Source organism: Pseudomonas lini (genome assembly GCF_030812475.1).
Taxonomy (GTDB): domain Bacteria; phylum Pseudomonadota; class Gammaproteobacteria; order Pseudomonadales; family Pseudomonadaceae; genus Aquipseudomonas; species Aquipseudomonas lini_A.
In genome coordinates this window covers 126,519-138,932 of record NZ_JAUSSR010000002.1, presented here as the reverse complement: position 1 = coordinate 138,932, position 12,414 = coordinate 126,519, and the positions used below count along the sequence as shown (strand labels likewise).

8 protein-coding genes and 1 pseudogene are annotated in these 12,414 nt (G+C 59.3%); 4 read left to right on the top strand and 5 right to left on the bottom strand.

Annotation, left to right across the window (positions count from 1 at the left end; all coding sequences use genetic code 11):
• Positions 1 to 6 precede the first annotated feature (6 nt).
• The 3 genes and pseudogenes from cydB to J2W17_RS04460 form a co-directional block, all read right to left on the bottom strand.
• Entirely contained in the window at positions 7 to 1,008 is a 1,002-nt protein-coding gene (gene cydB, locus J2W17_RS04470) for a cytochrome d ubiquinol oxidase subunit II (RefSeq protein WP_307329864.1), read from the bottom strand.
• 9 nt (positions 1,009 to 1,017) lie between these two features.
• Positions 1,018 to 2,403, bottom strand: coding sequence for a cytochrome ubiquinol oxidase subunit I (locus J2W17_RS04465; RefSeq protein ID WP_307329863.1), 1,386 nt, complete (start codon positions 2,401 to 2,403; stop codon positions 1,018 to 1,020).
• A gap of 561 nt (positions 2,404 to 2,964) precedes the next feature.
• Positions 2,965 to 3,126: pseudogene (locus tag J2W17_RS04460) on the bottom strand (general stress protein); the annotation flags it as partial.
• A gap of 324 nt (positions 3,127 to 3,450) precedes the next feature.
• Here J2W17_RS04460 and J2W17_RS04455 point away from each other — a divergent pair.
• Complete coding sequence (locus tag J2W17_RS04455) at positions 3,451 to 4,617, top strand: MFS transporter (protein WP_307330948.1); 1,167 nt, start codon at positions 3,451 to 3,453, stop codon at positions 4,615 to 4,617.
• Here J2W17_RS04455 and ydiJ read toward each other — a convergent pair.
• Positions 4,592 to 7,681: a D-2-hydroxyglutarate dehydrogenase YdiJ gene (gene ydiJ / locus J2W17_RS04450; protein ID WP_307329860.1), complete on the bottom strand. Its 3,090-nt coding sequence runs from the start codon at positions 7,679 to 7,681 to the stop codon at positions 4,592 to 4,594. The genes J2W17_RS04455 and ydiJ overlap by 26 nt on opposite strands.
• Positions 7,682 to 7,839: 158 nt before the next feature.
• Here ydiJ and J2W17_RS04445 point away from each other — a divergent pair, with 158 nt between their 5' ends.
• From J2W17_RS04445 to J2W17_RS04435, 3 genes are all read left to right on the top strand, one after another.
• The gene (locus tag J2W17_RS04445) at positions 7,840 to 8,739 is read left to right on the top strand and encodes a LysR substrate-binding domain-containing protein (RefSeq protein WP_307329857.1); all 900 of its coding nucleotides are present in this window, start codon (positions 7,840 to 7,842) and stop codon (positions 8,737 to 8,739) included.
• Positions 8,740 to 8,933: 194 nt separating this feature from the next.
• Positions 8,934 to 9,560, top strand: a complete 627-nt coding sequence (locus J2W17_RS04440) for a hypothetical protein (protein ID WP_307329855.1) — start codon at positions 8,934 to 8,936, stop codon at positions 9,558 to 9,560.
• Positions 9,561 to 9,726: 166 nt separating this feature from the next.
• Positions 9,727 to 10,392: an MliC family protein gene (locus J2W17_RS04435; RefSeq protein ID WP_307329853.1), complete on the top strand. Its 666-nt coding sequence runs from the start codon at positions 9,727 to 9,729 to the stop codon at positions 10,390 to 10,392.
• Between the two features lie 194 nt (positions 10,393 to 10,586).
• Here J2W17_RS04435 and arcD read toward each other — a convergent pair whose 3' ends face one another.
• Positions 10,587 to 12,014: an arginine-ornithine antiporter gene (arcD, locus tag J2W17_RS04430; RefSeq protein WP_307329850.1), complete on the bottom strand. Its 1,428-nt coding sequence runs from the start codon at positions 12,012 to 12,014 to the stop codon at positions 10,587 to 10,589.
• Positions 12,015 to 12,414: the final 400 nt, after the last annotated feature.

Sequence of the window (12,414 nt, the reverse complement as noted above, 5' to 3'; positions counted from 1 at the left end):
AGACAGTCAATCGCCAGTGGCGTGGACCTTGCCGCTGAAAACCCTGAAACCGTAAGTGTTGTACAGGAGCGTCACCGGTATCAGCACGGCGAAACCGATCAGCATGAACAGCTGGCTGGTGGGACTGGAAGCGGCAGCCTGCAATGTCAGGTTCGGTGGAACGATCAGCGGATACAGGGCAGCGATCATCAAGGCGAACGCCAACACGAAGATGCCCAGGGCCGCGAACAGTGGCAGAGAGTGTCGGTGGCTGCGAAAGCCGAGGATGAAGCAGATTAGCAGTGCCACCAGAACAACGGCGGCAGGCAGCCAGACGAGAGGGTCTGACAGGCGATGCAGGTATCGAGTGTCCAATGTCGCTGTCCAGGCCACCAGAACCGTCAACAGCACTGCGGTGATGCTGGCCAGCACCTTCGCCTGCCTGGCCGATCGTTGCTGCAGTTGTTCTTCAGTACGCCAGTAAAGCCAGCAGGCGCCCAGCCACGTGTAGCCCACCACGAGTACAGCGCCACAGTAGAGCGGGAACATGGCCAACCACTCCCAGCCGTCGCCACTGTACTGGCCGTCCTGGTTGGGTACGCCCTGAACCAGCGTACCCAACACCATCCCCTGCGTCCCCCCAGTGAGCAGTGAACCGACCGAGTGCAAGCCATCGACACCACGCTTGAGCCTGTTGCTGCCCGCGTAGTCACGAAACTCCAACGCTACCGCGCGAAGAATCAACGCCAGGAACATCAGGATAAACGGCAGGTAAAGCGCCGGCAGCAGGATGGCGTAGGCCAGCGGAAACAGTGCCAACAGGCCGCCGCCACCCAGTACGAGCCAGGTTTCATTGGCATCCCAGATCGGCAAGATGGTCACCGCCATGGCGCGTCTCTGCTGGCCACAACGGGTAAGGCCCAGCAGGACGCCAACGCCAAGATCGGTGCCGTCCAGCAAGACGTAGTTCAATACCGAGAACCCGAGGGCCGCGGCGCAAAGCAGGGTCAAGATGTCATTATCCAACATGGCGTGCCCTCAGGAATCACCGGTCTCGTCAGCCAACGTCGGCTGGGGCCCAGGCTCGTCTTTGTGCGGAGGATCACGCAGTATTCGCAGGAGCACCCACAGGCCGACGCCGAATATCACCAGGTAAAACCCCAGGATCACCCAAGTCGACCCGACCACCTGCTGCCGGGACACCGACGACAGGCTGTCAGCCGTGCGCAGCAAGCCATAGACGGTGAAGGGCTGGCGGCCCACCTCGGTCACCATCCAGCCGCTGAGCATCGCCAGCAATCCGGCCGGGGCCATCAGCACACTCCATCGAAGCAGCCAGCGCGCGGCGGTCAAGCGTTGTCGCCAGCGCACGACCAGACCGGCGATGCCCTGCCCCAGCATCAACAAGCCCAGGCCGACCATGACGCGAAACGCAAAAAACACCACTGGCACCGGTGGGATGTCCTGTGGCGGGAATTCATCCAGCGCGGCGATGGTGCCACTCAAGTCATGGCGCAGGTACAGCGAACCCAGGCGTGGAATCGCCACCTCCCAATGGTTGCGCCGCTCAACCATGTCCGGGATGGCGAACAAGCGCAGTGGTTCTCCCTCCCCCTCGGCCGGACGCGTCCAGGACGCCTCGACGGCGGCGATTTTCTGTGGCTGAACCTCGAGGCTGTGCCGGCCATGCAGGTGACCCGCCACTATTTGCAAGGGTGCGAGCACGACCAGCGCCCACAGTGCCATGGAGTATTGCAGCCGTGCCCGAGGGTTGCGGGGTTCCTTTAACAATTGCCAGGCACTGACCCCGGCCACCAGCGTGGCGGTGCCAAGGAACGTGGCCAACGTCATGTGCACCAGCCGGTAAGGGAACGATGGATTAAAAATAATCGCCCACCAGTCTTCGGCCAGAAAGCGTCCATCGATGCCAATGGTGTAGCCGGCAGGCGTCTGCATCCAGGAATTGGCCGACAGGATCCAGAACGCACTGATCAGCGATCCGGCGGCCACCGCGCAGGTGGCGAAGAAATGAATCCGGGGGCCGACCTTCTTCAATCCGAAGAGCATGATGCCAAGAAAGCCCGCTTCCAGAAAAAACGCGGCCAGCACTTCGTAAAACATCAAGGGGCCAAGGATGTCACCCGCCTGGGTCGACAGTCGCGACCAGTTGAGTCCGAACTGATACTCCAGGATCAGGCCCGACGCGGTGCCCACCGCCACGGTAAGGGCAAATACTTTCAGCCAGTAACGATAAACGTCCAGGAAGATCTGCCGCCCTCGCCACAGCCAAAGCGCTTCGAGCGCCATCAGAAAGTTGGCCAGCCCGATGGTAAGTGCGGCCAGTACGATGTGAAAGCTGATGGTGATCGCGAACTGAGCACGCGCCGCCATCAGTGCCGAGTCAACGGCGTCCAAACTGCCCACTGACCAGTGGCCAACGCATGCGCAAATAAAAGTCTGGCAGTGGCCGGAAAGGTTTAGACGCGTAGCTGGAGAAGATGGCGAGCATAGGCATGACACCTGTCCGGTGCGGTAGTTGTCGGTGGACTCTGCTCAGTGCCAATGATTCCCAAAGAAACAGTCGACCTGTTCGCCTTTTGCCGGACAACGTTCAGGCATTCCCGAATGGGTCGCCCGTCCTGATCATCACAGGTTGGGATCGCCGAAAGCATCAAGCCCCGAAAACAGTCGGGGCTTGATGTGGCTTACACGGCATCAGGACTTGCGTCCGCCGCCAGGGCCTTGGTCACCTCCTTTACGGTCAGCCCCCGAGGTTTTTTCCATGTCGTCGGCAAAGTTACCGCCGCGACCACTGCCTTGCCCACCGCCGGTCGACTGATCAGCGTCGCGGGACTGGCGTCCGCCCGAACCCTGGCCACCTTTCTGGCCTGCTCCAGGGGTTTTTTCCTGGTCTTCGGTCATATTGCCTGTGCGCCCCGTTCCTTGTCCGCCACCCATCGAACGATTCGCATCGCTCGACTGCTGGCCACCCGACGCCTGGCCACCTTGGCGACCTGCTTCTGAAGCGCGTTGTGGGTCGTTGGCAAAATTGCCGCCTGAGGCTTCTCCGCCTTTCTTGCCGGCTTGCGAGGCCTTGTCCCGGTCATTGGCAAAATTCCCGGGGTTGTCTTTTCCGGTACTAGCCATTTCTATTCACCTCTACTATCAGTTACGAGCCCGGTGGCTCGTTCAATTCGGAGGTTTGCAAAAGTCGAAAGTTTGAAAAGATATTCACCTCTCACGACAAGCGGATTGCGGATGATAGTTCCACGAAAATTCAGCCCGATCGACTGGCGGCAGTGCCAGCCAACGCGATCGTACCGAGCCGGGCTTTAAAACACCTGCGCGTGACGCTGTATGCTGATGCCGGACAGGTTCACGAGGCTCATGATGAAAACTACCGACCCGTCGGGTGATACGCCGGTTACCGCGCCGGTCGAGGAGACGTCAACCCGCAACGGCTGGCGCAGCATGCCTGGTGGAATCTGGGCGCTGGGCTTCGTCTCTATGTTGATGGACATCTCATCGGAGATGATCCACGCCCTGTTGCCGCTCTATATGGTGACGGTGCTGGGGACTTCCGTGCTGGCCGTGGGACTGATCGAGGGCATAGCCGAGGCTACGGCCTCGATCACGAAAGTATTCTCCGGGGCACTCAGCGATCGCTTGGGCAAGCGCAAACTGCTCGCGGCGCTGGGTTATGGGCTGGGGGCGCTGTCCAAACCGATCTTTCCTTTGGCGGCATCGCTGGATTGGTTGACCGGTGCCCGCTTTATCGACCGTATTGGCAAAGGAATCCGCGGCGCGCCACGGGACGCGCTGATTGCCGACATCACGCCGCCGGCCATACGGGGGGCGGCTTTCGGCCTGCGTCAGACACTGGATACCGTGGGTGCATTCCTGGGCCCCTTGCTGGCAATCGGATTGATGTGGCTGACCGCGAACCACTACCAGACCGTATTCTGGGTGGCGGTCATCCCGGCGTTCCTTGCCGTCGTAGTGCTGCTGGTATTCGTGCATGAACCCGGGCAACCGCAAGGTACGCGCCGGGTGCGTGCGCCTTTGAGCCGGCGGGAATTGGCCCGACTGGGTGCGGGCTACTGGTGGGTGGTGAGTGTCGCTTCGGTGTTCACCCTGGCGCGCTTCAGCGAAGCCTTTCTGATCTTGCGCGGTCAAGCCGTCGGGCTTGAGCCGATGTGGGCGCCAGCGGTGCTGGTGCTGATGGGGGTGGCCTATTCACTGTCAGCCTATCCCGCTGGGGTCTTGTCCGACCGTGTCAGCCGCGTGGTCGTGCTCCGCGCCGGCCTGTTGCTGCTGGTCGCTGCCGATCTGACGCTGGCCTTCGCGCCGGGGATCGGCGGCCTGGTCGTCGGCGTCGTGCTATGGGGGCTGCACATGGGGTTTACCCAGGGGATATTCGCCGCCTTGATCGCCGACCGCGCCCCGCCTGAACTGCGCGGGACGGCATTCGGCATGTTCAATCTGTTGACCGGATTGACCTTGCTGCTGGCCAGTGTGATCGCCGGGGCGCTGTGGGACACGGTGGGCTTCCAGGGCACCTTCCTGATGGGCGCAGGCTTTTCTGTCCTGGCGTTACTGGGGTTGTGGGTGATCAAGGCGAGAGTTCCGGTTCGATAGCAAAGCGCGACGCCACTGATCCCTCTTTCACCCGCGCCAACAACACCTGCAGCGGATGGAGCACCATCACACCTTCCTGGCGCTTGACCTGGCTGCGGCAGGAATAACCATCGGCGACGACTCGTCCCGACTGGTTGAACGTGTGGATGAGCCGCTTCCAGGATTGCCCGTAGATCGTGTCCGACGTCCCGGCGTTTCGCGTCTCATGCCCGTAGGTTCCCGACATCCCGCAGCAGCCGCTGGCTTGCACCTGGAGCGTCAGGCCCGCCCGTTGGAAAATGTTCTGCCATAGGCCGATGCTGCCAGGCTCATTGGTTTTTTCCGTACAGTGCGGCAGGAAGTGGTAAGGCTCCTCCTCCTTCACGGTTTCATATTCCGGCAGGGCATCGATCAGCCACTCCTGCGCAAGCATCACCAGGGGCGCCTTGCCGGCTTGCAGCGTCTTGGCGTATTCCTGGCGATAGACCAGGGTCATCGCAGGGTCGAGCCCCACCAAGGGAATCCGGTATTGCTGAAGGCTGAGCAACGACTGTCCATTGAAGCTGGCAGCCTTCTCGAATGCCTTGAGAAAGCCCTGCACCTGCAGCGGTTTGCCATTAGGCGCATAGGGCGCCAGGTAGACCTTGTAACCCAGCCTGGAGATCAGCTCCACCCAGTCAACGAGCAAAGGGGTTTCAAAAAAGCGGGTAAAGGCGTCCTGAACCAGAATGACGCTTTTCCCACGCTGCTCATCCGCAAGCGCGGCCAGACGCTCCGGCGTCGCCACCTCAACGTTCCAGCGCCGACAAACAGCCGCAAAATCCACCAGGCTGAGCAACGGGCTGTCGACCATCCCGGCGGCTCGCTCGAGCATCCAGCGCACCGGTCGAGCGCTCATCACCACGTTGTAGAGCCGCGGCATCCTGGCGATGTAGGGCACCGTGTATTCCAGCGAGCCGATCAGGTAGTCCTTGAGCGGGCGCAGATACCGGCTGTGATAAAGCTCGAGAAAGCGCGATCGGAACTCAGGCACATTGACTTTGACCGGGCATTGGCCGGCGCAGGATTTGCAGGCCAGGCAACCTGTCATCGCGTCGTAGACTTCATGGGAAAAATCTTGCTGCCCCATCTTTTGTGCGAGGCTGTTGACGGCTCGGCGCGCAACGTTTTGCGACCCGGTAGACAATCGGACACGGTCGCTGGCCTCCAGCACATCGACGCCCTGCTCCCCCTGCATCCGCAGCCACTCCCGTATCAACGACGCGCGACCTTTGGGAGAGTGGATACGATTGCGCGTGGCTTTCCAGGAGGGGCACATGGCGTCATCGGGATCGAAGTTGTAGCAAGCGCCATTGCCATTGCAGTGAACGGCAGTGTCGTAACTTTGCCAGACGCGCTCATCGATGGTCCGGTCCGAATCGCCGCGCAACTGCACTTCGTCGACGCGTGTCAGGCGCGCGCCAGGGACCGTATCGGGCGTGGCGATCTTGCCTGGGTTGAGTTGGTTGAACGGATCGAAGGCCGCCTTGAGCGTTTGCAGGGCCGGGTACAAGTCACCGAAGTAATCCGGCACGTACTGCGATCTCAAGCCCTTGCCATGCTCGCCCCACAGCAAGCCGCCATGTTTTTGCGTCAAGGCTGCGACGGCATCGGATATCGGCCGGATCAGGGCTGCCTGGACAGGATTTTTCATGTCGAGGATCGGGCGCACATGCAGCACTCCGGCGTCAACGTGGCCAAACATTCCGTATTGCAAGTCGTGACTATCCAGCAGCGCCCGAAACGCCTGGATGAAGTCAGCCAGGTTTTCCGGCGGAACCGCGGTGTCTTCGACAAATGGCTGCGGCCGGGCCTCGCCCTTGACGTTGCCCAACAACCCGACTGCGCGCTTGCGCATCGCGTAGACGCGCTTGAGCGCATCCGCGCCGATCGCCAGCGTATGGCCCAACCGCACGACAGACGTATCGCGCTGCAGGTGCAGCACGAACTCATGAACCTGCTGCTGAACCGCCTCTTCGTCGTCGCCACTGAACTCGATCAGGTTGATCCCGAGCGTCGGCCTGTCAGGGTCTTCAGGGAAATACTCGGCCACGCCGTGCCAGACGATGTCCTGCATCGCCAGCATCAGCACTTTGGAGTCGACGGTCTCGATCGACAGCGGCTTCATTGCCATCAAGGCCTTCGCATCACGCAGTGCATCCATGAATCCGGCATAACGCACGTTCACCAGGATGGAGTACCCGGGGATAGGCAGGACGTTCAGTTTCGCTTCGACGATGAAGCCAAGCGAGCCTTCAGAACCGCACAGCACGCTGTTGAGGTTGAAGCGTCCATCCGCTTCACGCAGATGGGCCAGGTCATACCCGGTCAGGCAGCGATTGAGTTTGGGAAAGGTGGCCTCGATCAACTCGGCGTGGGTGTCGGCGATCTCCACTGCGCACCGGTAGACGTTACCCACCCGATCCCTGCGGCTTGTCAGCGTGGCTAAATGCTCGGTGCCGACAGACGAACTGGTGAGACGATCACCGCCCAGCAATACCGTCGATAGCTCGAGCACATGATCGCGCGTCTTGCCATACGTACAACTGCCCTGACCACTGGCATCGGTGTTGATCATGCCGCCAATGGTGGCGCGATTCGACGTCGAGAGTTCGGGCGCAAAGAACAGACCGTAGGGTTTCAGCGCCGCGTTCAGCTGGTCCTTGACCACGCCGCTCTGCACCCGGACCCAACGCTCCTGCACATTGATTTCCAGGATGCTGTTCAGGTGTCGGGACAGGTCGACGACCAGACCATCGGTGAGCGATTGCCCATTGGTACCCGTGCCTCCACCCCGTGGCGTGAGCACTACCGCAGTGTGCGCGGGCTCTGCGGCCAGTCGTGACAAGATCGCCACATCCTGTTCATCACGGGGAAACACCGCTGCCTGGGGCAGACGCTGGTAAATCGAATTGTCGGTGGCCAATACCGTGCGGTCGCCATGGTTGCGGGCTATCTCTCCTTGAAATCCCGCCACCTGGAGCGCGTCGAGAAAAGCGTCATAGGCGGTCTTGTGGGTATCGGGAGGTAACAGCCGGGCAATCATGATGGAATTCCTACAGGCTAAAAAGCTAATCTATGCATTCACGTTACGTATGCTCGGTACACGGCGCACCGAGCAGCTGCATTGGGTTTTGTTGATTCTTGCGCCTGTGCACTTTTGGAACAAACGTAATTCCTGCTGGTTTTGCATGAGTTTTATGAATGAACCCTAGAAGACTGACCCCCTCGATGTCGCTGCTGGTGGCCTTTGAGGCGGCCGCGCGCCATTGCAGCTTCACCAAGGCCGCGGAAGAACTGGCATTGACCCAGAGTGCCGTCAGCCGCCAGGTACAAACCCTGGAAGCCCAGCTTGAAATCGAACTCTTCAGGCGTGAGGGGCGAAAAATCGAATTGACGGCGGCCGGGGCGGTGTATCAGCACGAATTGGCGGCGGCTTTGGGGCGCATTCGCAGTGCCACCTTGCAGACCATCTCGTACAAGAATGACGGCGGTCCATTGAACCTGGCGGTATTGCCGACCCTGGGCTCGAAATGGCTGCTGCCGCGGATGCATGAGTTTTATGCCAAACACCCGCAAATACTGGTTCACATACATTCGAGGATCATCCGGGAGGACGTTCAATCGTCCACTCACGACATGAATGCAATCATCTGCGCGGGCTCAGGAGCGTGGCCGGGCTATATATCACATGAGTTGCTCAGCGAAAGGCTGGTGGTAGTCGCCAGCCCTGCAGCACTGCCCGAGTACTCTTGCCTGTCACCGGCGGACGTCGTCGAGCATGCCTTGCTGAACGTCGTTTCAAGGCCGAGCGCCTGGTCCGACTGGTTTGACAAACACAACGTCGACCACGCCAACCTGCGGGCCGGTCCGAGCTTCGAGCTCACGGCCCACCTGATTCAAGCGGTGACTGCGGGGATCGGGCTTGGGCTGATTCCGGAAATTCTTGTCCAGGACGAACTGAAGAATGGTGACCTCGTCGCCTTGTTCGAACCGATGGAAAGCGGCCGCAGTTACTATCTTCTCTACGCCAATCGCTACCAGAACATGCCGTCATTGAAGGCCTTCAGTGCCTGGCTGCTCTCGCTACCCTTTCCAGACTGAAAAGAACTGAGAAGTACTTCGTTTGCGCCGAATCTGAACTAATGTGAAGCGCCACTACCGAACGCTGTTTTAACGACTAACATCCCCTCGTACGCGAAATGCCAGCACGGTTCCGGTGACACGCGTTGACCACCAGGGATCGGCCGGCGATGCAAAGGTCGTTTCAAATCCAATGGATCTGTAGGAGCTGTCATATGAACAAGCTGGGAGCGATTTTTCTGTTACTCGTAGCAGGCACTGCCCATGGCGCAGAACGCCTGACAACCGTTCAGGTGTCGGGACTCTCTGTTCCCGGTACCCAGGCGCTGGGGAAAGCGCAGGGATTCACGGAGTGCGTCGATTACTATAATTACCTGTCGTGCACGCACAACAAGCCAATGGAAATTTATGGCGCAACGGCCAGTAGCGCGGAAATAACGCTGGATGTCACCGACAACTTTTCCAGCGTGGCGGATCCCATGGGAGGCGCCAATATCTCGAGCGTCCCAAGGGACAAACTGACTTACCGATCCATTCGCCTGGAATTTCAACCGCAAGAGCGCGAGGCACTGGAAAAGGCATTGCGCGCTGATGGATGGTTCGCAGTCGGCAGCGCAAAACGCCTCGAATTCTACAAGCAGGGCGTACCTGCGACGTTCCGGGTCAACAACGCCTATATCACGTTGAGCCCTGTCGATATCGACGAGGTCAGCAAACGGGTGTCCAGACTGGATGCCTCCAACCATCCAGGTGCCAGCTCGGATCAACCCGATCCGGCGCGCGCCATGCTGCGTGACTCAGAGCCTCGTGGCCCCGGTTCAATTCGCCCGCCCCGATTTTAACCAGCGGCCTTATAGGTAAATGCATCGTCAACAAACGCGTCATAAAGAAAAGCATCGGCAAGAAAGGGTGCGCTTATAAAAAACTCGACTTACACTGCAAAACACCTGAGGGATCGATGGGTCCACGGCAATCCGGGCATCACGTCATGATCTGGGTAAAGCCTCTATGAAAACGGTCACGGCCCTTTTCACCTGTTTGCTCGCTGCCGGCGGATGCGCGGCGGCGAGCAGCTGTGCACAGGCCGCGCCCCCTTCACCCACGCTCAAGACCAGCTTCGACTGCACCCAGGCCAGGGCCGCCGCCGAAAAACTCGTCTGTCGCGATCCGCAGCTGGCGCAGATGGATGTCGAACTGATGCGCCTGTATCGCCTGGCCCTCACCGATCAACGCTCGGTACCGCCTCCGGACACCGTCATCATCGACCAGCAATTCTGGGTCGAGACCCGCAATCAGTGTGCCGCCGGACCAGAGCTCAAGGCCTGCACGATCCGCAGTTATGCCGAGCGCGCGCACCAATTGCGCCAAGGCTCGGCCATCGTCAGAACCCGGGATCCGGACAGACTCACCGAAGGCCCCCTGGCGTTTCGATGCCCCGGGTTGAACGCGCCGATTGCCGCCACCTTCTTTACCACCCAGCCGGGTGTGGTGTACCTGAAATGGGCAAACGCCTCGATCACCCTGAGCCAGGTGCCGAACGATCCGGGAAACAGATACACGGGCAAGGATTCCCTGGGGAACTACAGCTTCTGGCAAGACGGCGATGCGGTCCTGTTCCAGAAGCCAGGATCAGGGGAAATGAGTTGTTCGGTCGAGCCAGAAAGATTGCCGTGATCTCCGTCCCCCCTGTCCGAACTCGATGCCGCCCTGCCCGGTCTGGTACGCAAGATCCGTGTGCTGGATGCCCTGGCCTGGCCGGACGGGTCGAAGAGGTATTTCTCCCGGATCAAGCTGCTCGATCTGGAGGTGCTCATGGCGTTTGCAGATGAGCATGAAGCCGACCCCAGTGCCCCATCCCTGACGCGTTCTCATAACGACAGCAACCCACTGTACAAGCCATAAGCCGCAAGCCCCGCCCCGGCCACCACGCAGGTAAAAATGCCCTTCTCGACGTGCGTGAACAACGGCTCGCCCTGCTCATGTTTGGCCTTGGCAAACAGAATCACCCCGGGCGCATATAACAATGCCGACAATAGCAAATACTTGACCCCTGCGGCATACACCAGCCACACCGCGTAACACAGCGCAATGCCGCCGATCATCAGGTCCTTGGTGCGCTCGGCCGAGGCGTGTTCGTAGGTTTCGCCACGCCCGCTCAACAGCACTGCGTAGGCCGCCGACCATAGGTACGGTACCAGAATCATCGAGGACGCGAGGTAAATCAGGCTGGTGTAGGTACCGGCGGAAAATAAGGTGATCAGCAGGAAAATCTGGATCATCCCGTTGGTCAACCACAGCGCATTGACCGGTACATGGTTGGCATTTTCCTTTTTCAGGAACGCGGGCATGGTCTTGTCCCTGGCCGTGGCAAAGAGAATTTCGGCGCACAGCAGCGCCCACGACAGCAACGCACCCAACAGCGAAATCGCCAGGCCGATGCTGATCAACAACGCGCCCCAATGGCCGACGATGTGCTCCATGACCGTGGCCAGCGACGGGTTCTGCAACCTGGCCAGTTCCGGCTGGCTCATGATGCCCAGGGACAGCACATTGACCAGCACCAGCAGTGCCAGCACCCCGAGAAAACCGATGACCGTCGCGCGGCCCACGTCCGAACGTTTCTGCGCCCGGGCGGAATACACGCTGGCGCCTTCGATGCCGATGAAGACGAAGACCGTCACCAGCATCATGTTGCGCACCTGATCCATCACTCCGCCAAAATCCGGGTTGCTGCGACCCCAGATGTCTCGGGTGAAGATATCCGCCTTGAAGGCCACGGCAGCGATAAAGATAAACATGATCAAGGGCACGATCTTGGCCACGGTAGTCAGCTGGTTAATGAACGCCGCCTCCTTGATACCGCGCATCACCAGGAAGTGCACCGCCCATAACAGCACTGAGGCGCAACCAATGGCGACGGGCGTATTGCCCTGGCCAAAGACCGGAAAGAAGTAACCGAGAGTGCTGAACAGCAACACGAAGTAACCGACGTTGCCCAGCCAGGCACTGATCCAGTATCCCCAGGCAGAAGAAAAACCCATGTAGTCGCCAAAACCGGCCCTGGCATAAGCGTACACCCCCGAATCCAGCTCGGGCTTGCGATTGGCCAGGGTCTGGAACACGAACGCCAGGGTCAACATGCCGACGGCGGTAATGCCCCAGCCGATCAATATGGCACCGGCATCGGCTTTCTCCGCCATGTTCTGCGGCAGGGAAAAGATCCCGCCGCCAATCATGGACCCTACGACCAGGGCAATGAGCGCATTTAAGCGCAGCTTCTGCGTCGGCTGTGACATTTGGCGCCTCACGGGTGGCGAGAACTTTTGAGTGGGTATTAACCAACGATAAAGATTAATAGGGGTCGCCAATTAACGCCAATCGATACTCCCTTATAACCGCCAGCAATGAAAACAATTAGTAAAACAGCTAAATGACATCGATTTCCCCACACTTGATTCATTGATTTACATCAATCGTTTAAGGATTAAAATTTGCCAAAATACTGAAACCAGCTAGTGTCAACTCGGCAACTTTTGAGTGTTGGTTAAATAAATTCTCTGCGACAATACGATTTGTTTCGAAAAACCATACGCCCCCTGGTTTAAAGGCGAATGAAATCTGCACAGGCATTGATTCAAGGAAATATTGCATAGCTAACGAAAATAAACGTCGTTTCTTTACCCTGCAATGGAGTCG

Bases quoted from the DNA above. Each gene is read 5' to 3' on its own strand.
- J2W17_RS04445 (WP_307329857.1), top strand. From the start codon at position 7,840: ATGAACCCTAGAAGACTGACCCCCTCGATGTCGCTGCTGGTGGCCTTT.
- arcD (WP_307329850.1), bottom strand. From the start codon at position 12,014: ATGTCACAGCCGACGCAGAAGCTGCGCTTAAATGCGCTCATTGCCCTG.
- J2W17_RS04435 (WP_307329853.1), top strand. From the start codon at position 9,727: ATGAAAACGGTCACGGCCCTTTTCACCTGTTTGCTCGCTGCCGGCGGA.
- cydB (WP_307329864.1), bottom strand. From the start codon at position 1,008: ATGTTGGATAATGACATCTTGACCCTGCTTTGCGCCGCGGCCCTCGGG.
- J2W17_RS04455 (WP_307330948.1), top strand. From the start codon at position 3,451: ATGCCTGGTGGAATCTGGGCGCTGGGCTTCGTCTCTATGTTGATGGAC.
- ydiJ (WP_307329860.1), bottom strand. From the start codon at position 7,681: ATGATTGCCCGGCTGTTACCTCCCGATACCCACAAGACCGCCTATGAC.
- J2W17_RS04440 (WP_307329855.1), top strand. From the start codon at position 8,934: ATGAACAAGCTGGGAGCGATTTTTCTGTTACTCGTAGCAGGCACTGCC.